The sequence below is a fragment of the Pantoea sp. BS_8 genome (assembly GCF_041954965.1).
GTDB lineage: Bacteria > Pseudomonadota > Gammaproteobacteria > Enterobacterales > Enterobacteriaceae > Pantoea > Pantoea stewartii.
The window spans coordinates 542,655-563,187 of the sequence record NZ_JAVAXU010000002.1 but is presented as its reverse complement, the minus strand read 5'-3'; the positions used below and the strand labels follow the sequence as shown (position 1 = coordinate 563,187).

The window sequence follows — 20,533 nt, the reverse complement described above, 5'->3', positions numbered from 1 at the left end:
CTTAGTTCAGGTGCCTATTTTCCCATGGCATCATGCTAAGATAAAATGATCATCTATCGATAAAAGCGATGGTTCACATGCGTTACTCTCCTGAATCCCTGGAAGCCTTTGTGCAAACGGTAGCCAGTGGCTCGTTTTCTGCCGCCGCGCGCGCCTTAAACAAAAGCCAGTCCACCATCAGCGTGGCTGTGGTTAACCTGGAAGACGATCTGGGTTTTGCCTTATTTGACCGGCGCGGTCGTCAGCCGCAACTGACCGAACAAGGGCGACGCGTCTTACCGCAGGTTCAGCAGATTCTTGCCGCCAGTGAGCGACTGGATGCGCTGGCAACGCGCCTGTCCGAGGGAATCGAACCGCGGCTCAGCGTGGCGGTATCTGACTTCTGGCAAACGCACTACCATCAGCGCCTGCTCAGGCAATTTGACAGGCGCTATCCGGAGGTGGAGCTGGAAGGCATTGCCGCAGAAGATGACGATGTCGTCGAACTGTTGCAAACCGGGCGCGCGCAGATCGGCGTGATTCGTGCCCAGCCGACGCTCCCGGCTGACATCGCGGTCGCCCGCCTGCAGGTCGATGCTGAGTTAGGGATTTACCTGCACCGGGATCATCCTCTGGCGCAGGAAGCGACGGTGAATGAAAGCCAGCTTGAACCCCTTCGTCACCTTCGTCTCAATACCTGGACCGAACGCCGCGCCCCCACTTTTCAGGGCAGGGCCTGGTCTGCTCAGACATATTATGTGCTGCTTGAGATGGCGGAACAGGGCTTTGGCTGGAGCATTTTGCCGCGCTGGCTGGTGAAACAGTTTGGACATGGTGTCTTAAAGGAATTGCCTGTTGCCGGGTGGCCGCAGCGCATCGCCGTAGAAGTGGTCTGGTCGCGCCGCCATCCGCCCGGCCCGGCCGGGCGCTGGATGATTGATGAACTCTGCGCTCTGCAACCGGCTTAATCGCGTCGGGCAATGTCTGCCAGCGGGGCATTCAGAAGACGGGACAAATCCTGCGGGCTGAGTTCAATATCCAGTCCGCGTTTACCGCCAGAAATGAACAGCGTGGCAAAGTCGTTGGCTGAGTGGTCAATCACCGTCGGCAGACGCTTTTTTTGCCCCAGCGGACTGATGCCGCCGATCAGATAACCCGTAATCCGCTGCGCCAGCAGGGGATCGGCCATCTCCGCTTTTTTTACCCCGAGAGCCTTAGCCACCTTTTTGAGATCAAGCTGCGTTGCCACGGGCGTCACCGCCACGGCCAGCTGCTTTGCATCGCCGTTCAGCGCTACAAGCAACGTTTTATAGACCTGGCGGGCGTCCAGGTTAAGCTTACGCACCGCTTCATCGCCAAAATGCGTTTCGCTTGCGTCATGCTCATAAGGGTGCAGTGTGAAGCTGACTTTTTGTTTTTCCAACAGTTTTACCGCAGGCGTCATAATGGCCTCTGATTCAGAAAAATCTTATTACGTTTTATTGAAAGATAAATGTGGCGAAATAATGTGCTTTAGGCGAGAATTGCCACGCGCCAGCAACTGGGTTGTTGAGCGATAACTAAAATCATTAACACATTCCTCTTTGAAGAGCCGATATGACTGTCGGCTCTCTTTTTTTTATCCCTGATTACTCCGCCCGTAGCAGGGCTGGCAGATTGTTCTCACCATATAAATGCAGTGCGCCGACGGCCACCACATAACGTCCCGCGGGCAACGTTTGTAATCGCCCGCGCCACTCACGGTTGCGCTGGCTAATCAGCGTGTCATTGAGCGTCTGACTGAACGTCGCCGGTAAGGCGATTTGCGGTTCGCGGGGCGGGCTTTCCAGCCACCAGCTCACCATCGTCTGCAACATGCGCGCGTTGGTGTGCCAGTGCGTCAGCGTATCCTGCAGCAGCGCCATACCGTTATCGGGCAGCGACTTTAACAGGGTGATTTGCGCGTCTGCGCCCTCCAGCTCAATCACGGGTTTTTGCAGTGAACGTGCCGCCTGAAGCAACTGATAATCAATGCCGTAATCCGGGCGCAATCCCAGCCGCTGGGCCTGACGGGCCTGCAGCATCAACGCAATTTGCCAGGCTGGTGACGTATCAAACCGCGTCAGGGACAAACCGGTCTCATTGCATAACGCGTCCAGCTGCGCCAGCGTGCCTTCATCCATACGCACCGACAGCGGCGGGCATACTTCGGTGTCATCAAATGGCGAACCGCCCTGAGTAATATCCGCTTCCACTACCAGGGCATCGGCATTTTGCAACTGTTGTAGCAGCCGCACTGGCAGAGGCTGCATATCGCGCGTGCCCATATGAATGCTTCCCACCAGATGAAACTGGCATGCTCCCGACCGGATATCGACGGCCGGCCACCGGTAGCTGGTGGGAAAAAGGGGCGCCATCCAGTTACGCAAACGTTGCCAAAGGCTCGCAGTCATTCCCTGTCCTTACTGTGTTAAAGACACCATGCTAGCGGGATCCGGCGGCGAAAAACAGAGGCGGCCGTTAAGGCTTCTTGCGCGGTGTGAAGCGCAGTAGCCGGTTAGCATTGCTGACGACGGTAATCGATGAGAGTGCCATCGCCGCGCCGGCAACAATTGGGCTGAGTAACAACCCCGTGAAGGGATAGAGCACGCCCGCAGCCAGCGGAATACCGATAATGTTGTAGATAAAGGCACCAAACAGGTTCTGACGGATATTCCTGAGTGTGGCGGATGCAATCGCTAAGGCATCTGCCACGCCATGCAGGTCGTCACGTAGCAACGTTATCGATGCGCTTTCCACCGCCACATCACTGCCGCCGCCCATGGCTATGCCGACATCCGCCTGGGCCAGCGCGGGTGCATCATTAATCCCATCGCCGATCATGGCGACCTGACGGCCTTGCTGCTGCAACTGGCTGATCGCATCGGCTTTACCTTCCGGCAAAACACCCGCAATCACTTCATCCATGCCCACGTCATCAGCAATAGCGCGGGCGGTATTCTCATGGTCCCCGGTCAGCATAATCAACCGGTAACCTGCCTGATGCAGCCGTTGCAGCGCTTCACCCGCCTCCGGCCGCAGAGTATCACGCAGGCTAATCAGGCCAGTAAGCTTCCCGTCTTCAGCCAGTAAAACCGGCGTTGCGCCCTGGCGGGTTAGTCTCTCCGTTTCTTCCTGTGCCGCCTGGCAATCCACACCGTGCTCGCTTAACAGGCTGACATTACCCAGGACAAGTTGTCTGCCGTTAAGAATGCCACTCACCCCTTTGCCGCGTATTGTACGAAATTGCGAAATCTCAGGCTTCTCGCCAGCGCCGGCCTCTGCCACGATAGCTTTCGCCAGTGGATGCCCTGACGCCTGTTCCAGTGCCGCAGCGGCAGAGAGCACGGCATCGCGGGTGCTGCCCTGCCAGGTGATAACCTCGGTGACCTGCGGGGCACCTTGGGTAAGCGTGCCCGTTTTATCAAACACCAGCGTGTCGATATGACTTGCGCGTTGCAATGCATCGGCATCCCGCACCAGCACACCGTATTCAGCAGCGCGTCCGGTGCCCGCGATAATCGACATCGGTGTTGCCAGACCCAGCGCACAGGGACAGGCAATGATCATGACGGTGGTGGCAACGACCAGCGCATAGGCCAGTTGGGGCTGTGGACCCACCAGGTACCAAATCAGCGCACTCAGCAAGGCAATAACCACGACCACCGGTACGAAGACCGCAGAGATACGATCCGCAAGACGGCCAACCTCAGGTTTGCTGCTCTGCGCTTTACGTACCAGCTGAATAATTCGTGCCAGCGCGGTATTGCCGCCAGTCGCCTGCGCAATAAAGCGAACGGTCCCGTCCTGCACCAGCGTACCGGCAAACAGGCGATCGCCCTGTGTTTTGGATTGGGGAACCGCTTCGCCAGTCAGCATTGCTTCGTCACACCAGGCTTCGCCTGACTGTACCTCGCCGTCTACGGGGATACGATCGCCTGCGACCAGTCGTAGGATCATACCGGGCTCTACCGCGCTGACGGGCATAAGCGTCTCACCTTGTTCCGTGATGACATTGGCCTGTGCGGGCGTAAGATCCAGCAGCCGCTCCAGGGCGCGTGAGGCACGCTGGCGCGCGCGTTGTTCAAGCGCATGGCCCAGATTGATCAGGCCCAGAATCATCACGCTGGCTTCAAAATAGAGATGACGCGCCTGCGGCGGGAAAAAGTCAGGCCAGACGACCACGCTGAAGGAGTAACTCCAGGCGGCCGCCGTTCCCAGCGCCACCAGCGTATCCATGGTGGCGCTGCGGTTAAGGAGACTGCGCCAGGCGCTGCGGTAGAAGTGGCCACCCGCCCCGATCATTACCAGCAGGGTGAGCATCCCGAGGACCAGCCAGGTGGTCCTGTTCGCGGCAGTGAGCATCATATTGTCGCCCATCATGCCCCATACCATCAGTGGCACGCCTAGCAGCAGCGCGACGCCCGCCTGCCAGCTAAAGCGACGCAGGGCGCGTCGGGCGCTGATTTGCTGCTTTTCACGCCGTTGCTGCTCGTCGTCAACCACTTCCGCACCGTAACCGGCCGCATCCACGGCAGCGACCAGCTGCTGTGGCTCAACATGGCCCATGACCAGCGCGCTTCGCTCGGCAAGGTTAACGCGTGCCTGCTGTACACCGGCAACCTGTTCAAGGGCTTTTTCAACCCGGCTGACGCAACTGGCACAGCTCATGCCGTCAATAAGCAGGACGTGAGCAGGCAATGCTTCGGTTGCCGGCAGAGAAGAGGACTCCGTTGTCAGCGCCTCCGGCGGCGGCTCTGATGCTGTCAACGGCTCAGGCTTTGGGCGCGCGCCTTCAGGTTTCAGCGTTGCATGATAGCCCGCCTGTTCGACAGTGGCGATGAGCGAAGTGACCTCGGCGCTGCCAGAAATGCTGGCTTCCTGTTGGGTGACCTCGGCCTGTTCAACATCGTCGCGCTGCTCAAGCGCCTCTTTTACGCGTTTAACGCAATGGCCGCAGGATAATCCTTCCAGTGCCAGGATAACCGTATTTGACATCGTTGACTCCTTGGTTGGTGTGGCGGAGTGAGTAGTCAGAAGTGACTGTGACTAAGGATAAACCTTCCATCAAGGGGAAGGTCAAATACAGGCTGTTAAAAGGCACAGAATGCCAGAATGGGTGGGTAAAAAATGTGCAGCCCGTGTCGCGGGTGGGGGTGGAAAAGCAAAAAGCCCCGGGTTATCCGCGGGGCTTTTATGCATCGTTTCGGCGTCAGACGAGCTGTGTGACAACTAACCCGAATCGGATTATCTGAGCGGCGAGCCTTGGCCGGAATTACGCAGCAAGGCGCCTTCAGGGCCTGTCCGCTTCACTGTCAGACTTAATCGTTAATGATGGTCACGATACAGGGTTTTTTACGCGTTAGCGCGGGGTGACGCACTGGCGCATTTAACGCAAAAAATATTCTACAACACCGCTGTGACGTCCATCATCCCTTCGGTCTTGTGAAGAGGACCAGTATGCCCAGAATAATGTCGCCAATCACCCAAATGCCGCCAATAGCCATGACACCTAAACCGGCACCGATCGCAGCACCCGCTCTTTCCGCATCAGAAGCCGCGTTGTTGACCACCTCGCCGCTTCCACTTAATCCGGCAACAAGGCAGTAGATCATGAGAATGTTGAACAGGATGAAAGCCCATTTGATGACTTTGCCAAAGAACGAACGGCGTGGTTTTCTGAGCTGTTTGGCACATGACGGACAACGTAATGCTGAATCACTTACTTCCTTATGACACTCCGGGCAGCTGACTAAAGCCATAATCACTCCTTAATTTATGTGATTAACAGTTACAAATGTGCGGCATTTTATAAGATTTTTACGCATTGACAATATTTATATGGCTGTTTTTTATGGCTTTGATTTAAGAGCCGTGCTTGTGCACGGGCAGCCTGGGGCAGAGGAAGAGCTGCCAACGTAAGCAACATAAGGGAAACAGGAATCAACGCGCGGTCTCTGAAGCCTGACGATGAGCAGGCTCAGACCTCAGAAACGGGGTGATGTGCGCTATAGTTTCTCAGGAAAGCGGGTCAACATAGTGAAGTGAAACCAGGGTGATAAGGCAGAGGCTAAACAGGTAAACTGAGTATTAAGCCAGCAGCGTGCAAACGTTGTTTTCATCATCCCGCTAACTGTTAAGGGGAAGGGCAGGGAATCCATTATGAATATTAGTGCCGTAGCGAAAAAGACCGGACTGACCAGCAAGGCTATTCGTTTTTATGAGGAGAAGGGCGTCGTGACGCCCCCGTTGCGCGGGGATAATGGTTACCGGCATTACAATACGCATCATCTTGATGAGCTGAATCTACTGCGCCAGGCGCGCCAGGTTGGCTTTACGCTGGATGAATGCCGCGAACTGGTTGCGCTGTTTAACGATCCTGAGCGTCATAGCGCCGATGTGAAGGCGCGTACGCTGCAAAAAGCCGATGAGATTGCTGCGCATATTGAAGAGTTGCACGTCATGCGCGCACGTTTGCTGGCGCTGGCGGCAGCCTGTCCGGGCAACGACAGTGCAGACTGCCCCATCATTAATGACCTGGCAGGTTGCTGCCGTCAGGCTGACGGCAAACGTGGCTGAATACGTAGCGTGATGCCTTCAACGGCCACGATGACCACTTCGGTTCCGGCAGGCAAATTGTGTTCGGCCTGAACGCGCCAACTGCTGTCACCGATGCGCACATGTCCGATACCGTTTTGCAGCGTCTGTTCCAGCGTCAGGTGTAAACCAATCATCTGACTGCCGCGCTGATTCAGTGAACTGGGCTGCTGCTGACGTTCGCGGTAGCGCAGCCAGCGAGACCATAAAAATACGCTGACCAGTGTGAACAGGGCAAACAGCATCCCTTGTGCGGCCCAGTTCATGGGGAGAAACCAGACTACAAGGCCAACCAGCATCGCGGCCAGCCCGCTCCAGAGCAGATAACCACTGGTACCCAGCATCTCAGCCGCCAGCAGTAAGCCGCCCAGCGTCAGCCAGAATCCGTGCGGATGCGCCACAATTTCGCTGAGCATCAGCGCGTTGACTCGCTACGGGTTTCTTTTAACAACTCACTGATACCGCCAACGGCGCCCATCAGGCTGCTGGCATCCAGCGGCATCATCACCACTTTACTGTTGCTGGATTCGCCAATTTTTTGCAGCGCGTCGGTATATTTCTGCGCCACAAAGTAGTTCACGGCCTGGATATTGCCTGAGGCAATGGCGTCCGACACCATTTTTGTCGCACGGGCTTCCGCTTCGGCCTGGCGCTCACGCGCTTCTGCCTGAAGGAAAGCTGACGTTCTTTCCCCTTCCGCTTTCAAAATCTGGGCCTGTTTCTCTCCCTCCGCGCGCAAAATCTCTGCCTGACGCACGCCCTCCGCCGTTAAAATATCGGCACGTTTGGTACGTTCGGCCTTCATTTGCGCATTCATAGCACCGATCAGCTCTTGCGGCGGCCGGACATCGCGGATTTCGATACGGGTGATTTTTACGCCCCAGGGATTGGTGGCTTCATCCAGAATATGCAGCAGGCGCGTATTAATGCTGTCACGCTGGGACAGCATCTCGTCAAGTTCCATGCTGCCCAGCACGGTGCGCATATTGGTCATAGTGAGATTGAGGATAGCCAGTTCAAGATTACTGACTTCATAGGCAGCCCGTGCCGGATCGATAGCCTGAACAAAACAGACGGCGTCGATGGTCACGTTCGCATTATCTTTGGAGATGATCTCCTGGGAGGGAATATCCAGCACCCGTTCCATCATGTTGATCTTATGCCCGATACGATCCATGAAAGGCACGACCAGACTCAGGCCGGGCTGCAGTGTACGGGTATAACGACCAAAGCGTTCAACTGTCCACTGGTAACCTTGCGGCACAATTTTCACGCCGGACCAGACAATGACCAGTGCGACCAGAATAAGAACGGGAATAACCGTGAACATATAACCTCCGGGTTGTCAGCGTGACGGGCCAAGTCGTTCGGCCCGTTTTCTGCTTACCTCAGTAAAGCAGGGAGTAAAGCTGGCGGCGGTAGCGCGCAGCGAGGGCGTCGCCGGTGCCTAATGCAGCCAGAATCTCCTGCAACATTTTACGCGCCTGGCCATCTGCAGCATTCAGATCGCGCTTGATAAAGCTGAAGAGCAGTTCCAGCGCTTCTTCATTGCGTCCGACCTGATGCAGCTGAAGCGACAGTTTGGTTGCCAGTTCGGCGTTGTCCGGATCACTTTCCAGCTGCGACTGCAACTGCTGAATTTCTGGCGTGTCAGCGGCCTGTTTCAGCAGGTCGATCTGCGCGACCAGGCTTTGATAACGGGTGTCCTGATCCTGCAGGGGAACGGCCTTTAATACGGTTTCAGCTTCGTCGCTACGATTTAACGTAATCAGCACTTCTGCCAGCAGAAAGCCGATTTCGCTGTCTTTATTACTGAGCTGCCAGGCGTCTTTCAGCAGCGGCAGCGCGTCCAGCGGTTTGCCTTCCTGCATCAGCGCCATCGCCTGTTGGGCTTTTAGCTCTTCTTCGCGCGGCAGCACTTTTTCCAGCAGGGCGCGCACGGCCTCTTCTGGCTGCGGCCCCTGGAAGCCATCGACGGGCTGGCCATTCTGGAACAGGTAAACCGTGGGAATGGAGCGTAACCCAAACTGTGAGGCAACCCGTTGTTCCTTGTCACAATCCAGTCTGGCAAGAATAAACTGGCCTGCATATTCCTGCGCCAGGCGTTCCAGCAGTGGCGTCAGTTCCTGACAGTGTTGGCTGCGATCCGACCAAAAGTAGAACAGCACCGGAATCTGCATTGACTGCTCAAGGGTCTGATGCAGGTTGGATTCGTTAATGTCGATAATCGAAGCGTGTGGTGACATGACTAAGTCTCTTTGCAGAAAATGTTTAAAGAATATGGGGCCGACCGACCCGGCTTCAAGTTGTATTCGCGGATTCGCCTCACTGACTGCGAATTATGCGATCCAGTATCCAGCCAGGCAGCAGACGTTTCAACAGGCTCATGATATGCGCGACCAGCGTCACCGGATAACGCAGGCGAGGATGGTTGCTCTCCAGTGCGTGGCGCAGTTTGGGTAAAATGGCCTCAGGTGGTAATGTAAAACGTGCCGCAAGGGCCGGATTTTGCACCGGATTATCCTGCTCACCCTGAGTAACATTATCCGTGAAGCGGGTATGAATGGGGCCCGGTTCGATTAAACTGACACGCACGCCACTGGTATGCAGTTCCATACGTAACGCGTCGCTCCAGGCTTCCAGCGCGTATTTACTGGCCGCATAAGCGCCGCGGCCCGGCGTCGAAATAATGCCCAGCACCGAGCTGGTATTAATGATTCGGGCATTGCCCCAGGCCTTTAAGGCCGGGAGCAGGCGCAGGGTGAGCTGATGAGTGCCGAACACATTGCTGGAAAACTGCTTTTCCAGTTGCTGGCGCGTCAGGGTATTTAAGGGACCATAGGTGCCAAATCCCGCATTGTTAAACAGCGCAAACAGTCGGCCATGCGTCAGCGCCAGTACCCTGTCGGCAGCGCGATCAACGCTGTCAGGATCGTCCAGATCCAGTTGCAGCCCTGTGAATCCCAGGCTGTCCATCCGTGCAACATCGTCGGCTTTACGACAGGCTGCGATGACGTGATAGCCGCGTGCCAGCAGATCTTTGGCGGCGACCAGACCAATCCCGCTGGAGCAGCCCGTTATCAAAATGGTTTTTTGCATGCGTTACCTTTTTTGCACAACTACTGCTTAACTAAGGGAGCCAGCTCTTTTGCCATCAGGTCGGCGATAAACGGTTGGGCATCAGGATTGGGGTGAATCCCATCCTGCTGCATCCATTCCGGTTTCAAATAAACCTGCTCCATAAAAAAGGGCACTAAAGCAATGTCGTACTGTTTTGCCAGTTGCGGATAAATATCGCGGAAGGCATCAGTATAACGGCGGCCATAGTTCGCGGGTAAACGTATCTGCATCAGAATCGGTTTTGCCTTTGCGGCTTTCACCTGATCGATGATGGTGCCCAGCGTTTGCGCCACGTCTTTGGGAGGAAAGCCGCGCAGACCGTCATTACCGCCCAGTTCGATTAACACCCACTGCGGCTGATGTTGTTTTAATAGGGCAGGTAAGCGTGCCAGCCCTTGTGCGGCGGTATCGCCACTGATACTGGCATTCACGACGCTGGGCTGCTGCTGCCACTGTTTATTCAGCAGGCTGGGCCAGGCCTGACTGGCTGACATTTGATAGCCTGCGCTCAGGCTGTCACCCAGCACCAGCAACGTATCGGCCGCAGCAAGACGGGACACCAACAGACAGCACAATAACAGGAAAGGATAATGCCAGCGGAAAACATTCTTAAAGTTCATCATCTTACTAAGTCCGTGGGTCAGGGAGAGCATCAGTTAACCATCCTTACCGGAGTTGAGTTAGTTGTCAAACCAGCAGAAACGATAGCCCTGATTGGCGAGTCAGGATCCGGTAAATCTACCTTGCTGGGCATTCTGGCCGGGCTGGATGACGGCAGCGAAGGTGAAGTGCATCTGTTGGGGCAGCCGTTACATCACATGAACGAAGAACAGCGTGCCGCGTTGCGCGCGAAGCAGGTCGGGTTCGTGTTCCAGTCATTTATGCTGGTGCCCACGCTCAACGCGCTGGAAAACGTCCAGTTACCTGCACTGCTGCGCGGTGAGAGCGATCGGCAGAGCCGCGATCAGGCGCGCGATCTCCTGACGCAGTTAGGCCTGGCCGGGCGTTTACAGCATCTGCCTGCGCAGTTATCCGGCGGCGAACAACAACGCGTTGCGCTGGCGCGGGCGTTCAGCGGCCGTCCGGGGCTGCTGTTTGCCGATGAACCCACAGGCAATCTGGATCGCCACACCGGCGATCGCATTGCCGACCTGTTATTTTCCCTCAATCGCGATTTTGCCACGACGTTAATTCTGGTTACCCACGATGCGCAGCTGGCGGCGCGTTGTGACCGCCGTTTGCGTCTGCGCGAGGGAAAATTATGGGAGGAAAAATGATCTGGCGGTGGTTCTGGCGTGAGTGGCGCTCGCCCTCATTATTGATCGTCTGGCTGGCGTTAACGCTGGCTGTCGCCTGTGTGCTGGCGCTGGGATCGATTAGCGATCGCATGGAAAAGGGGCTGAGCCAGCAGAGCCGGGATTTTATGGCAGGCGATCGCACGTTGCGCAGCAGCACGGCGGCGCCGGCGGCATGGCTGGATAAAGCCCGCGAAACGGGGTTATTAGTCAGCCGACAGTTAAGCTTTATGACCATGACTTTTGCCGGTCAGACACCGCAGTTGGCTGCGGTGAAAGCCGTAGAAAACACTTATCCGATGTTTGGTGAGCTGAAAACGCAGCCGCCAGGCCTGAAGCCCCAGCCCGGTACCGCGCTGGCCGCGCCGCGTTTAATGGCACTGCTTAATCTGCACGTCGGCGATGAACTGGATGTGGGCGATACTACGCTACGTATTACGGGTGAGATTATCCAGGAGCCAGATGGCGGTTTTAATCCGTTTGAGATGGCCCCGCGTTTACTGATTAACCTGGCTGACGCGGATAAAACCGGCGCCATCCAGCCCGGCAGTCGCCTCACCTGGCGCTACAAATTCGCAGGCAAGCCTCAGCAACTGGACACGTATGACCGCTGGATAACGCCACAGATTAAAACCGGGCAGCGCTGGATCAGTATTGAAAATTCGGAAGACGCGCTGGGCCGCTCCATGCAGCGTGCCCAGCAGTTTTTGCTGTTATCTGCTCTGTTAACGCTGATGCTCGCCATTGCCGCCGTGGCGGTCGCCATGAGTCACTACTGCCGCAGCCGCTACGATCTGGTGGCCGTGCTGAAAACGCTGGGTGCCACGCGCGGCGCGTTACAACGATTGATCATCGGTCAGTGGCTGGCGGTGTTACTGCTGGCCGCCCTGGCCGGTGGCGCAGTCGGTCAGGTGGTTGAAGCCATCCTGATGGCAATGTTGAAACCGGTGCTGCCGGCGTCTCTGCCAGCGGCCAGCCTGTGGCCGTGGGTGTGGGCGATCGGTTCGCTGTTTGTGATTTCCCTGCTGGTGGGATTACGTCCTTACCGCTTGCTGCTGGCGACGCAGCCGTTACGTGTGTTGCGACGCGATGCCGTTGCCGCCGTCTGGCCGCTGAAAATCTATCTGCCCGCGATGGGCTTACTGGTGGTGGCGCTGCTGGCGGTACTGGTCGGCGGCAGCAAAATGCTCTGGGCACTGCTGGCGGGCGTGATGGTGCTGGCAGGGCTGCTGGCCCTGCTCGGCTGGGGCACATTACTGCTTCTGCGTCGTTTGTCCGTACGTAATCTGGCGCTGCGGCTTGCCATTAATCGTTTACTGCGTCAGCCTGCTATGACGCTGAGTCAGCTTGCCGCCTTTTCCCTGTCGTTTATGTTACTGGCGTTGCTGCTGGTGATGCGGGGTGATCTGCTGGATCGCTGGCAGCAGCAGTTGCCCGCAGACAGCCCGAACTTTTTCCTGCTCAACATCACGGCGGAGCAGATTCCGCAGGTGCGTGAGTTTCTGCAGTCGCATCAGGTTAAACCTGAAACCTTTTACCCGATTGCGCGCATGCGCCTGAGTGAGATTAACGGTCAGCCTGCCGATCCCGCACGGGACAACGCGCTGAACCGCGAACTGAATCTGACTGCGCTGGCAACGCTTCCCGATCATAATCCGCTTGTCGCGGGGAGCTGGCCGCCGAAAGCCGGAGAAGTGTCCATGGAGGTGGCGCTGGCCGATCGCCTGGGGGTAAAACCGGGCGACAGTTTGACCTTTGAGGGCGATACGCAGCGGTTCAGCGCCAAAATCACCAGTCTGCGAAAAGTGGACTGGGAAAGCCTGCGCCCCAATTTCTTCTTTATTTTTCCCCCCGGCGCGCTGGACAGCCAGCCGCTGACCTGGCTGACCAGTTTCCGTCTGGACAACCGTGCCGCATTACTGGCGCAGCTTAACCGCACATTCCCCACGCTGAGTCTGCTGGATATCGGCAGTATCCTGCGTCAGATTGGACAGGTTCTGACCCAGGTCAGCCAGGCACTGGAAATCATGGTAGTGCTGGTCACGGCCTGCGGTGTATTGCTGCTCATGGCGCAGATTCAGGTGGGGATGCGCCAGCGCCGACAGGAACTGGTCGTCTATCGCACGCTGGGCGCGGGCAAACGTCTGCTGCGCACTACGTTGTGGTGTGAATTTGCGCTGATTGGCGTCGTCTCGGGCATTGCGGCGGCGCTCGGTGCTGAGGCCGCACTCTGGGCATTGCAGCGTAAAATCTTTGATTTTCCGTGGCAACCCGACTGGACATTGTGGCTGGCCTTACCGCTGGGCGGCGCGCTCTTACTGTCGCTCTGTGGTGGCTGGCTGGGCGTGCGTTTGTTGAAAGGCAATGCGTTGTTCAGGACGTTTGACGCGACGTAAAACCGACCGGGCGCGATGATACTGCGCCCGGTCGTGAACAGATTTACAGCTTGGCTGCTGCCCAGCGAATACCGCTGGCATACCCGGCAGGTAACAGCGGCAACAAGGCCTGCAAGGCGGCAGCGAGACGGCTCTGGTCGCTGTCGGTCAGGTTGAGGTGACCGACTTTGCGTCCTTCACGCACCGCTTTGTCGTACCAGTGCAAATGCACCAGCGGCTGCTGGAGCCAGTCAGTATTTAACGCTGTGCCAATCAGGTTAACCATCACTGAGGGCGCAATGACCACGGGCTGTGGCAGAGCCAGACCCAGAATAGCACGCAGGTGAAGTTCAAACTGACTGATTGAGGCCCCGTTCTGAGTCCAGTGCCCGCTGTTGTGAACGCGAGGTGCCAGTTCGTTAATCAGCAATCCCTGCGGCGTGACAAAGCATTCCATGGCCATGACGCCGACATAGTTCAGCTCGTGCAGGATGGCGCTTAACATCGCCTCAGCCTGCTGTTGCTGCGCGGCATCTGCCTGCGGGAACGCAACGCTGGTACGCAGAATGCCTTCTTCATGCAGATTATGTGTCAGCGGATAAAATACGGTGCTGCCATCATGGCCGCGCGCGCCGACCAGCGACACTTCCCCCGAGAAGTTAATGCCTTGTTCGACAATGCATTCACCATAACAGTCGTCGGGTAACGTATCGGTTTCACCGGCACGTAACCGCCATTGACCACGACCGTCATAACCGCCCGTGCGGCGCTTAACAATAGCCAGTTCGCCCAACGTTTTGAAAACGTGCGGCCATTCACCTTTATCCGCCAGCAGTTGCCAGGGGGCAGTCGCCAGACTGAGCTGATCCAGCAGTTGTTTTTGCGTCAGACGGTCGGCCAGCCGCGGGAAAATATCGCGATTCACAAAGGCCGGGTGGCTCGCGAGTTCGCGCGTCAGTGCCGTCTCGGGCCAGCGTTCGATCTCAGCCGTAATCACGCTCCCGGCGATAGGCAGGGCAGCAGGGTCGGCATCCAGGCCAACCGGATGCACGGCAATGCCCATAGGCTCGCCCGCCTGACGTAACATACGGCCAAGCTGTCCGTTACCCAGTACGCAAACCGGCTTCATGCTTCCTCCCGCGGGTCCGGATTGTCCAGTACCTCATCGGTCTGTGACTGACGCCAGGCGGCCAGACGTGACGCCAGCGCGCTGTCATGAATCGCCAGAATCTGCGCCGCCAGCAGGGCTGCGTTAGCGGCGCCCGCTTTGCCAATGGCCAGCGTGCCGACCGGAATGCCGCGTGGCATTTGCACAATCGAGTAGAGGCTGTCGACGCCGCTCAGCGCGGCGCTCTGTACCGGCACACCGAGTACCGGCAGCAGGGTCTTGGCAGCCAGCATCCCTGGCAAATGCGCCGCGCCACCGGCACCGGCAATAATCACCTGAAAACCGTTGTCCGCTGCGGTTTCCGCAAAGCTAAACAGTTTATCCGGGGTACGGTGCGCTGACACCACTTCCACATGGAAGGGCACGTCCAGGCTGGTAAGGATTTCCGCAGCGAACTGCATGGTGGACCAGTCACTTTTGGAACCCATAACAACTGCGATGCGGGCCGGGGCGGCATTCGACGACATGCGGTCAACTCCTGTGAATAAAAACACACCTGACCAGGCGGACAGGTTTTGAAGGGCACAGAGAATACCATGAGAAAGGCGCAAGGAAAACGGTTGCGTCGGGCGGGTTAGCGTCAGACGATAAGCTTATCGCATCAGGAATGAATACGGCCTGAGTGAGACAACTCAGCTCACCGCAGGGCGGGGAAGGCAGGCGGCAGGGCGTGAACGCGTTTCACTATGCTGGCCTGCCGCCCGTTCGCACAGTCCCCGGGTACCTTGCGCCGCTCGACGGGCCTCAGCGCAGGTGTGCAACGCGATGTCACCGGACGACTAAAAATCGAAGTCGATGAGCTGGATGCCGTTTGCATCCAGTTGGATCATTGATCCCCGGCTGTGCCAGGCACCCAATACCGCGCGCTGTGCGGGGGCTCCGTTCAGCGACACATCATGGATGGCGGGGCGGTGCGTATGACCATGAATCAGTAAAGGCACCTGCTGACGTACCATCGCATCGACCACGGCCTGTTGATTGACATCCATAATCTCCAGCGACTTATGCTGGTTGGCCTGTTTACTGTTGGCGCGCATCCGTGCCGCAATCCGTTTACGAATAAACAGCGGCAGCGTCAGGAACAGACGTTGAATCCAGGGATTATGCACTTTCGCCCGGAACTGCAGATAACCCGAATCGTCGGTGCACAACGTATCGCCATGCATAATCAGAAGTCGGTGACCATAAAGCGTCAGAACCTGCTCCTCGGGCAATAAGGTCATGCCGCTGGCGCGGGCAAAGCGTTTGCCGATCAGAAAATCGCGGTTGCCGTGAATAAAAAAGACCGGCACGGGCAGGGCATGAAGGGCGCTGGCAACCTGTTGATGCAGCGGATTCGGATCGTCATCACCGATCCAGGCTTCGAACAGATCGCCCAGAATATAAAGCGCGTCGCAGTGGGGCGCTTCGCGCTGCAAAAAATGCAGAAAACCGGCGGTAATCGCCGGTTCTTCCTGACACAGATGGAGATCTGCGATAAACAGCGTGCGCGACATTACTCGCTAAGGGTCACTTTCTGAATGATGACGTCATCTTTCGGTACGTCCTGATGCATACCGCTGCGACCAGTTGAAACCGCTTTGATTTTCTCTACCACGTCCATCCCTTCAACCACTTCAGCAAATACACAGTAACCCCAGCCCTGCAGGCTTTCGTCACGGAAGTTCAGGAAGTCGTTGTCCGCCACGTTGATGAAGAACTGTGCGGTCGCAGAGTGCGGCGCAGAGGTACGGGCCATGGCCAGCGTGCCTTTGGTGTTTTTCAGACCGTTGTTGGCTTCGTTACGGATCTCTTCTTTGGTGGCTTTCTGCTTCATGCCAGGCTCAAAACCGCCGCCCTGAATCATAAAGCCGTTAATCACACGGTGGAAAATGGTGTTGTCGTAGAAACCTTCACGGCAGTAATCCAGGAAGTTCTTTACGGTTGCGGGCGCTTTGTCATCGAAGGTCTTGATCACGATATCGCCATGGTTAGTCTGGAAAGTTACCATTTTTTTCGTCCTGTAAAGGTTGTCGTCAGTAGCATAGGGTGTGCTTTTAAGCGCACACGCCTTTTTCTCGAACGTTCTTATATCATAATTTCCGATAATACGTCAGCCAGGCAGCGCAGTTGGCTTGCTTTGCGTCGCGTGACAGATAAAAATACGGCACAATAACAGGATACTCAAAACGGTGCGTTACGCACGCCTCACTACGGAAACCCCCAATGCTGAAGATTTACAACACCCTGAGTCGACAAAAAGAGGAATTCACCCCTATTCATGCTGGCAAAATCGGCATGTATGTCTGCGGCATCACGGTGTATGACCTCTGTCACATTGGGCACGGGCGCACGTTTGTGGCCTTCGACGTGGTCTCGCGCTATCTGCGCTACGTCGGTTATGACGTCAATTATGTGCGCAACATTACCGACATTGATGACAAAATCATCAAACGAGCCAACGAGAACGGCGAGAGCATCGAAACGCTGACCAACCGTATGATCGGCGAAATGCACAGCGACTTCGATGCGCTGGGGATTTTACCGCCGGATGTGGAGCCGCGTGCCACGCGCCATATTCCTGAAATCATTGCGCTGGTGGAAACGCTGATTGCCCGCGGTCACGCCTATGTCGCGGATAACGGCGATGTCATGTTTGATGTCCTGAGCGATGTTGATTATGGCGCACTGTCGCGTCAGGATCTGGAGCAGCTACAGGCAGGCGCGCGTGTAGAGGTTGCCGACGTGAAACGTAACCCGATGGATTTCGTGCTGTGGAAAATGTCCAAAGCGGACGAACCTTCATGGCCATCGCCGTGGGGCAACGGTCGTCCGGGCTGGCACATTGAATGTTCGGCGATGAACTGCAAACAGCTGGGTGCGCACTTTGACATTCACGGTGGCGGTTCTGATCTGATGTTTCCCCATCATGAAAACGAAATCGCCCAGTCGACCTGTGCCCACGATGGTCCGTATGTGAATTACTGGATGCATTCCGGCATGGTGATGATTGACCGTGAAAAGATGTCGAAGTCACTGAACAACTTTTTCACCGTGCGTGATGTGCTGCAGCATTATGATGCCGAAACCGTGCGTTACTTTCTGATGTCGGGCCACTATCGCAGCCAGCTAAATTATGGTGAAGATAACCTGAACCAGGCACGCGCCGCGCTGGAACGCCTTTACACCGCGCTGCGTCATACTGACCGCACCGTAGCGGCCAGCGGTGGCGAGGCGTTCGAAGCCCGTTTCCGCGAAGCAATGAACGACGATTTCAACACGCCAGAAGCCTATTCGGTGCTGTTTGATATGGCGCGTGAAGTGAATCGTCTGAAAGGTGAAGACATGACGGCCGCCAGTGCGCTGGCAGCAAAACTGCGTGAAATCGCCGATGTATTGGGGATTCTGCAACAGGAGCCGGAAGTGTTTTTGCAAAGCAGTGCCCAAGGCAATGACGACGAAGTGGCTGAAATCGAACACTGGGTCAAAGCCCGCGCCGATGCGCGTGCGGCGAAAGACTGGGCGCAGGCGGATGTGGCACGCGATAAGCTCAATGCGCTGGGCGTGATTGTGGAAGACGGCCCGCAGGGTTCCACCTGGCGACGTAAATAAAACGCAACACAGGAGAGGGCGAGCAATCGCCCTTTTTTGTCGATGACGATAAAGCAGATTCACATTCGCGGTTTCCGTTCGGTACGCGATCTCACGCTTCCGCTGCACCCGCTCAACGTGGTGAGCGGTCCCAACGGCTGTGGTAAATCCAATCTTTATAAAGCGGTGCGGCTGCTGCACGAGGCGGCTAACGGACGGCTTGCTCTGGCGCTGGCCGAAGAGGGCGGGGTGCAAAAAGTGATGTGGGCGGGCGGATTGCGCCGTGGCGACCGCCGACATGATCCTAAGCGGCTCATCCTGGCCGTGACGATGGATGATATGGATTACCAGCTGGAAACCGGTTTTCCTGAACCGCTATCAACCAGCCTGTTTAACCTGGATCCGCTGGTTAAAGAAGAACGCATCTGGCTGAGTGGCCAGCAGCGCCGACCGTCTTCCTGCATTATGCAGCGCACTAATCAGACCGCCTTTCTGCATAACATCGACGGAGAGCGCGTCAGTTATGCTGGCGTACTGCATCCTGAAGAATCCCTGTTTGGACAGTTGGGTGAGCCGCACCGCTATCCCGAACTTTCCCGGATGCGTGAACGCCTGAAAGCATGGCGCTTTTATCATGAGTTTGCCGTCTGGCCAGGTTCACCGATTCGTTCGCCGCAGATTGGCGTGCGCGCACCCGTTCTGGCCCATGATGGCAGTAATCTTGCCGCAGCATGGGCAACGATAGTGGAACGTGGGCATCATGAACTGTTGTATAAAGTGATGAAAACAGCCTTCCCGGACACTGAGTTTCAGGTGGATGTGCAGAACGGACGTTTTCAGATGCTGATGCAGCGCCAGGGCATTTTGCGCCCGCTGGAAAGCGCCGAATTTTCCGATGGTACGCTGCGCTTCCTCTGCCTGGTCGTGGCGCTGCTCAGCCCGCGCCCGCCTGCCTTTATGGCGCTGAACGAGCCTGAAAACAGCCTGCATGAGGATTTACTGCCTGCCCTTGCCGCCCTGATTGCCGAGGCCAGTCAGTTCAGTCAGTTATGGATCACCAGCCATTCGCCCCGGCTGGCGACGCTGATTGCACAACATGCAGAGGTCAGTCACATTGCACTGGAGCAGGTTAACGGTGAGACGCGGATAGTGGGAGAGGCGCGGATTTAAGGTGCCCCGCCTGGGGCACCAGCGGATCAGGCAACAACGGTAACGCGCTGCCCGGCAAACTCGACCGTTTGCCCCTGAAAGATTTTGCAGCGCTTACGGGTTTCGACTTCGCCGTCGACCCGCACGTCGCCGTCACCGATCGCCACTTTAGCCTGTGCACCGCTTTCTACCCAGCCTTCAAGTTTCAGCAGATCGCAGAGATCAACGTGGGGAAATTTGCCCAAAGAAAACGTAGCCATTATGCCTGCTCCCCATCATGAAACGCTTCGCATGCCTGCAAGGTATTTTGAATAAGTGTCGCCACGGTCATTGGCCCTACGCCACCCGGAACCGGGGTGATATAAGAAGCACGTTCAAAGGCAGCCTCATAATCCACATCCCCGACCACTTTGCCGCTTTCAAGACGGTTAATACCGACATCGATGACGATTGCGCCCGGTTTAATCCAGTCGCCCGGAATAAAATGGGGTTTACCGACCGCGACAATCAGCAGATCGGCGTGTTCAACATGGTGGCGCAGATCGCGGGTAAAACGGTGCGTGACGGTGGTTGTGCAGCCGGCTAACAGCAGTTCCATGCTCATGGGACGGCCCACAATGTTTGATGCACCGACAACCACCGCATTGAGCCCGTAAGCATCAATGTTGTAGCGCTCCAGCAGTGTCACAATGCCGCGCGGGGTGCACGGGCGCAGTTTTGGCGCACGCTGGCACAGGCGACCAACGTTATAGGGATGGAAACCATCAACATCTTTATCGGGCGTGATGCGCTCAAGCACTTTGACGTTATCAATGCCGGCTGGCAAAGGCAGTTGCACCAGAATGCCATCGATCGTGTTGTCGCTGTTCAGAGTATCAATCAGCTGCAGCAATTCCGCTTCACTGGTGGTGTCGGGCAGATCGTAAGAGCGGGAGATAAAGCCGACTTCTTCACAGGCGCGGCGTTTGCTGCCGACATAAATCTGTGAGGCAGGGTTCTCACCTACCAAAACTACGGCCAGACCCGGTGCACGTTTACCGGCGGCCAGGCGTTGTTTCACTTTTTCTGCAACCTCAAGCCGTACCTGCTGCGCAATCGTTTTACCGTCAATAATTTTTGCTGCCATCAGAGCGTAAATCCACTGTGTTGAGTTTGAATCGGGAATGGCGCCTATTTTGTCAGAAGCACGTCCGGCTGTCAGGTAGAGATTCTGACCACAGTGTGGTTACCGACATTTCGCCGTGACGAAAGTATGGGTTAAC

Annotated in this window: 21 protein-coding genes; 6 read left to right on the top strand and 15 right to left on the bottom strand. The window is 56.5% G+C overall.

What is annotated here, in order from left to right:
• Positions 1 to 77: 77 nt before the first annotated feature.
• Positions 78 to 947, top strand: a complete 870-nt coding sequence (locus tag RAC65_RS08120) for a LysR family transcriptional regulator (RefSeq protein ID WP_033738707.1) — start codon at positions 78 to 80, stop codon at positions 945 to 947.
• On the opposite strand, the gene ybaK is transcribed toward RAC65_RS08120, so the two are convergent.
• From ybaK to RAC65_RS08100, 4 genes are all read right to left on the bottom strand, one after another.
• A complete protein-coding gene (gene ybaK / locus RAC65_RS08115) occupies positions 944 to 1,423 on the bottom strand; it encodes a Cys-tRNA(Pro)/Cys-tRNA(Cys) deacylase YbaK (protein ID WP_205952768.1) in 480 nt (159 codons plus the stop codon). The genes RAC65_RS08120 and ybaK overlap by 4 nt on opposite strands.
• Positions 1,424 to 1,607: 184 nt before the next feature.
• Positions 1,608 to 2,411: a TraB/GumN family protein gene (locus tag RAC65_RS08110; protein WP_375096566.1), complete on the bottom strand. Its 804-nt coding sequence runs from the start codon at positions 2,409 to 2,411 to the stop codon at positions 1,608 to 1,610.
• Between the two features lie 67 nt (positions 2,412 to 2,478).
• The gene (copA, locus tag RAC65_RS08105) at positions 2,479 to 4,995 is read right to left on the bottom strand and encodes a copper-exporting P-type ATPase CopA (RefSeq protein ID WP_375096565.1); all 2,517 of its coding nucleotides are present in this window, start codon (positions 4,993 to 4,995) and stop codon (positions 2,479 to 2,481) included.
• A gap of 431 nt (positions 4,996 to 5,426) precedes the next feature.
• Positions 5,427 to 5,759 (bottom strand): seryl-tRNA synthetase class IIa, encoded by a 333-nt coding sequence (locus RAC65_RS08100; RefSeq protein WP_033738713.1) that lies wholly within the window; start codon positions 5,757 to 5,759, stop codon positions 5,427 to 5,429.
• Positions 5,760 to 6,159: 400 nt separating this feature from the next.
• Between RAC65_RS08100 and cueR the strand changes: the two genes are divergently transcribed.
• On the top strand, positions 6,160 to 6,576 hold the full coding sequence (gene cueR / locus RAC65_RS08095) for a Cu(I)-responsive transcriptional regulator (RefSeq protein WP_375096564.1): 417 nt from the start codon (positions 6,160 to 6,162) through the stop codon (positions 6,574 to 6,576).
• Here cueR and RAC65_RS08090 read toward each other — a convergent pair.
• The 5 genes from RAC65_RS08090 to tesA all read right to left on the bottom strand — a co-directional run bounded on the left by RAC65_RS08090 (position 6,552) and on the right by tesA (position 10,337).
• Positions 6,552 to 7,010 (bottom strand): NfeD family protein, encoded by a 459-nt coding sequence (locus RAC65_RS08090; RefSeq protein WP_033738715.1) that lies wholly within the window; start codon positions 7,008 to 7,010, stop codon positions 6,552 to 6,554. The two genes, cueR and RAC65_RS08090, sit on opposite strands and share 25 nt — an antisense overlap.
• On the bottom strand, positions 7,010 to 7,924 hold the full coding sequence (locus RAC65_RS08085) for an SPFH domain-containing protein (protein ID WP_006117865.1): 915 nt from the start codon (positions 7,922 to 7,924) through the stop codon (positions 7,010 to 7,012). Before RAC65_RS08085 ends, RAC65_RS08090 begins: the two co-directional genes overlap by 1 nt.
• Positions 7,925 to 7,982: 58 nt before the next feature.
• A complete protein-coding gene (locus RAC65_RS08080; RefSeq protein ID WP_006117864.1) occupies positions 7,983 to 8,840 on the bottom strand; it encodes a co-chaperone YbbN in 858 nt (285 codons plus the stop codon).
• Between the two features lie 79 nt (positions 8,841 to 8,919).
• On the bottom strand, positions 8,920 to 9,693 hold the full coding sequence (locus tag RAC65_RS08075; RefSeq protein WP_375096563.1) for an SDR family oxidoreductase: 774 nt from the start codon (positions 9,691 to 9,693) through the stop codon (positions 8,920 to 8,922).
• Positions 9,694 to 9,713: 20 nt separating this feature from the next.
• Positions 9,714 to 10,337: a multifunctional acyl-CoA thioesterase I/protease I/lysophospholipase L1 gene (gene tesA, locus RAC65_RS08070; RefSeq protein WP_174250603.1), complete on the bottom strand. Its 624-nt coding sequence runs from the start codon at positions 10,335 to 10,337 to the stop codon at positions 9,714 to 9,716.
• On the opposite strand from tesA, the gene ybbA reads away from it, so the two are divergent.
• Positions 10,305 to 10,991, top strand: coding sequence for a putative ABC transporter ATP-binding protein YbbA (gene ybbA, locus RAC65_RS08065; RefSeq protein WP_375096562.1), 687 nt, complete (start codon positions 10,305 to 10,307; stop codon positions 10,989 to 10,991). The genes tesA and ybbA overlap by 33 nt on opposite strands.
• On the top strand, positions 10,988 to 13,405 hold the full coding sequence (ybbP, locus tag RAC65_RS08060) for a putative ABC transporter permease subunit YbbP (protein ID WP_375096604.1): 2,418 nt from the start codon (positions 10,988 to 10,990) through the stop codon (positions 13,403 to 13,405). The genes ybbA and ybbP overlap by 4 nt, the downstream gene beginning before the upstream one ends.
• 43 nt (positions 13,406 to 13,448) lie before the next feature.
• Here ybbP and purK read toward each other — a convergent pair whose 3' ends face one another.
• The 4 genes from purK to ppiB all read right to left on the bottom strand — a co-directional run bounded on the left by purK (position 13,449) and on the right by ppiB (position 16,542).
• Positions 13,449 to 14,513 carry a 5-(carboxyamino)imidazole ribonucleotide synthase gene (gene purK / locus RAC65_RS08055; protein WP_162286744.1) on the bottom strand — a complete coding sequence of 355 codons (1,065 nt, stop codon included), beginning with the start codon at positions 14,511 to 14,513 and terminating at the stop codon, positions 13,449 to 13,451.
• Positions 14,510 to 15,019 carry a 5-(carboxyamino)imidazole ribonucleotide mutase gene (purE, locus tag RAC65_RS08050; RefSeq protein ID WP_006117858.1) on the bottom strand — a complete coding sequence of 170 codons (510 nt, stop codon included), beginning with the start codon at positions 15,017 to 15,019 and terminating at the stop codon, positions 14,510 to 14,512. Before purE ends, purK begins: the two co-directional genes overlap by 4 nt.
• 312 nt (positions 15,020 to 15,331) lie before the next feature.
• Positions 15,332 to 16,048: a UDP-2,3-diacylglucosamine diphosphatase gene (gene lpxH / locus RAC65_RS08045; protein ID WP_375096561.1), complete on the bottom strand. Its 717-nt coding sequence runs from the start codon at positions 16,046 to 16,048 to the stop codon at positions 15,332 to 15,334.
• Positions 16,048 to 16,542, bottom strand: a complete 495-nt coding sequence (ppiB, locus tag RAC65_RS08040) for a peptidylprolyl isomerase B (protein ID WP_375096560.1) — start codon at positions 16,540 to 16,542, stop codon at positions 16,048 to 16,050. The genes lpxH and ppiB overlap by 1 nt, the downstream gene beginning before the upstream one ends.
• A gap of 215 nt (positions 16,543 to 16,757) precedes the next feature.
• On the opposite strand from ppiB, the gene cysS reads away from it, so the two are divergent.
• Both cysS and RAC65_RS08030 read left to right on the top strand, forming a co-directional pair.
• Positions 16,758 to 18,143 (top strand): cysteine--tRNA ligase, encoded by a 1,386-nt coding sequence (cysS, locus tag RAC65_RS08035; RefSeq protein WP_375096559.1) that lies wholly within the window; start codon positions 16,758 to 16,760, stop codon positions 18,141 to 18,143.
• 42 nt (positions 18,144 to 18,185) lie between these two features.
• Entirely contained in the window at positions 18,186 to 19,292 is a 1,107-nt protein-coding gene (locus RAC65_RS08030; protein ID WP_058708299.1) for an AAA family ATPase, read from the top strand.
• Between the two features lie 26 nt (positions 19,293 to 19,318).
• Here RAC65_RS08030 and ybcJ read toward each other — a convergent pair whose 3' ends face one another.
• The gene (gene ybcJ / locus RAC65_RS08025; protein WP_039338457.1) at positions 19,319 to 19,531 is read right to left on the bottom strand and encodes a ribosome-associated protein YbcJ; all 213 of its coding nucleotides are present in this window, start codon (positions 19,529 to 19,531) and stop codon (positions 19,319 to 19,321) included.
• The gene (folD, locus tag RAC65_RS08020) at positions 19,531 to 20,397 is read right to left on the bottom strand and encodes a bifunctional methylenetetrahydrofolate dehydrogenase/methenyltetrahydrofolate cyclohydrolase FolD (RefSeq protein ID WP_006117852.1); all 867 of its coding nucleotides are present in this window, start codon (positions 20,395 to 20,397) and stop codon (positions 19,531 to 19,533) included. The genes ybcJ and folD overlap by 1 nt, the downstream gene beginning before the upstream one ends.
• Between the last annotated feature and the right edge of the window lie 136 nt (positions 20,398 to 20,533).